The sequence below is a fragment of the Thermovirga sp. genome (assembly GCA_012523215.1).
Taxonomy (GTDB): domain Bacteria; phylum Synergistota; class Synergistia; order Synergistales; family Thermovirgaceae; genus 58-81.
The window spans coordinates 1-2073 of the sequence record JAAYIZ010000208.1 but is presented as its reverse complement, the minus strand read 5'-3'; the positions used below and the strand labels follow the sequence as shown (position 1 = coordinate 2073).

The window sequence follows — 2073 nt, the reverse complement described above, 5'->3', positions numbered from 1 at the left end:
ATGACATATCCATACCGCCCACCAAGGTGGCACAGGCGCAGTCGATCCGCCTGGAGAGCCACTCCGCCTCGCGGGAGATCTGGAGGGCCAGTTCCCTCGTTGGGGAGATTATCAGCACTCCCGGCCTTGATCGGTCTAAGTCCGGGTTGTTCATAAGGGGAAGCAAAAAGGCGAGGGTCTTCCCGGAGCCAGTCCTGGCTCGTACGATCAGGTCGACATCGAGATCGTCCCGTTCGAGCACGGCGGTCTGGACCGGCATGGGTTCGGTGAAACCCTTTGCGTTCATGGCTCCGAGGAGCTCTTCCCGAAGACCGAAACCCTCAAAGGTTTTCCGGCCTTCCTGTTCCATTTTTTCCAATGTTGCGGTCTGTTCCATAAAAGCGCATTCCTCCTGTATTCGGGAAAGGGACACAAAAAAAGCGGCACCCATGGGGGCGCCACTTCGTGTAATCCCTTCACGGCAATAGTACTATTATCGTCATCGGCGTTGAAATGTCAAGGAGGATTGCGAAAGCGAGGGAAGCCGCGAATCGCGAGCCGAAAGCTTTGAATCGTTTAAATTTTACCCTTCACCGCTGGTTTTTCCACTGATTGCGACCTTTGAATCTCCGATTCGCGATTTCTTCGCCATTATTTATTGTATTCAATTGCTTCATTTCAAGCCCTGACCCCAAAGCATTCGGCCCTTTTCGAAGAAGGGTTCGATGGCGCCCTGGTCGGCGAGGTAGGAAAGGTGGGCCGATACGGTTATATGGGTGAGGATGTACTGTGCGGGGTTGAGCGAGAGGTCGAAAAAGACGGCCAGGTCGGCCAGGATGTCCTCCCGGGAGGCCGGTGCGGCACAAATCTTGAGAACCCTGTCGCGGACCATTTCTAGGGCGTCCTTGTTCCTCTTCACGAGGGGGCCGATTTCACCGCTCGGTTCGGCGTGGCTGGGAATGAAAAGGGTCGCCTCGGCTTTTCCCAAGTATTCCAGGGTCTTCAGCTGGGCGGCCACATCGAAGCAGACGGCCATGCCGTACTTGTCGAGGATGGCCGGTGGGAAAAGGCTGTCGGCGATGAAGAAGACACCGTCGGGGGTCCTCAGGCCCACCATGTCGAGGAAATGCCCCGGAAGGGGCACCGCCTCGAGTCCCGTATCCAACACGGGCCCCGACGAGGTTATTATGTCGGTGACCCTCGAGGGCTGGGCCTTCAGAAACTTCCCGGTGATGGCACCAAAACCAGCCGCCCCCCAGAGCAGGGCCGGTTCGAGCCAGGGCTCCTCGATGAAGGCCGACTCGGCCCGCGTGGCGGCTATCCGGCAGCCCGTCCTCTTCTGGATGAGGGCGTTGCCCCCTATATGGTCCGCGTTGGAGTGAGTGTTGACGATGAGGTCCAAGGGCCACTCCTTCTCCTCGAAGGCCTTGAGGATCTTCCTCCCCGCCGATTCGTCGTTGCCGCTGTCGATGAGGACCGCCCGGCCGTCCCGGACGTGGACCCCCAGGTTGGTGGGGCCCGGTATGTACCAACTGCTCCCCGATGCATTCACCATATCCATTGGTGCACCCCCTCGCTTGCTGATACCATAGGACGGCGGGGAGAGAATGACAACCTCCCCTTCGCGAAAGGAGGAACCCTTGACCGACCTCATCCTTGTAGACGGCCACGCCCTGGCCTACAGGGCCTATTACGGCATCAAGCGACCCCTGTGCTCCCCCGAAGGCGTACCGGTGAACGGCGTCTATGGCTTTGGAAGAATGCTCATGGGCATCGTCGAAAGATCCAGGGCACAGGAGGGGGCCGTGGTATTCGATTCCCCCGGGCCCAACTTCCGAAGGCGGCTTTACCCTCCCTACAAGGCCAACCGGCCCTCCCCGCCGGAGGAGTTCATCCTTCAGTTGCCCCTCATGATGGATCTGGCTCGCTCACTGGGTATAAGGGTCGTCGCCGACGGCGCCTACGAGGCCGACGACCTCATCGCCGCGGCAGCCGTGAGGGAAGCGGAGCGCGGCAAGGGCGTGGTCATCGTCACCCCTGACAAGGACCTCTTCCAGACGCTGGGCGAGGGCGCCATCACCATCCTTCGCCCCT

At 59.8% G+C, this 2073-nt stretch carries 3 protein-coding genes; 1 reads left to right on the top strand and 2 read right to left on the bottom strand.

What is annotated here, in order from left to right:
* Positions 1-349 (bottom strand): DEAD/DEAH box helicase (locus GX108_05805; GenBank protein ID NLO56552.1); only part of this gene is annotated, 349 nt, incomplete at its 3' end.
* A gap of 303 nt (positions 350-652) precedes the next feature.
* A complete protein-coding gene (locus GX108_05800; protein NLO56551.1) occupies positions 653-1633 on the bottom strand; it encodes an MBL fold metallo-hydrolase in 981 nt (326 codons plus the stop codon).
* Between GX108_05800 and GX108_05795 the strand changes: the two genes are divergently transcribed.
* Positions 1620-2073: DNA polymerase I (locus GX108_05795; GenBank protein ID NLO56550.1), on the top strand; the 454-nt coding region annotated here is incomplete at its 3' end. The genes GX108_05800 and GX108_05795 overlap by 14 nt on opposite strands.

Bases quoted from the DNA above. Each gene is read 5' to 3' on its own strand.
- GX108_05800 (NLO56551.1), bottom strand. From the start codon at position 1,633: ATGAGGTCGGTCAAGGGTTCCTCCTTTCGCGAAGGGGAGGTTGTCATT.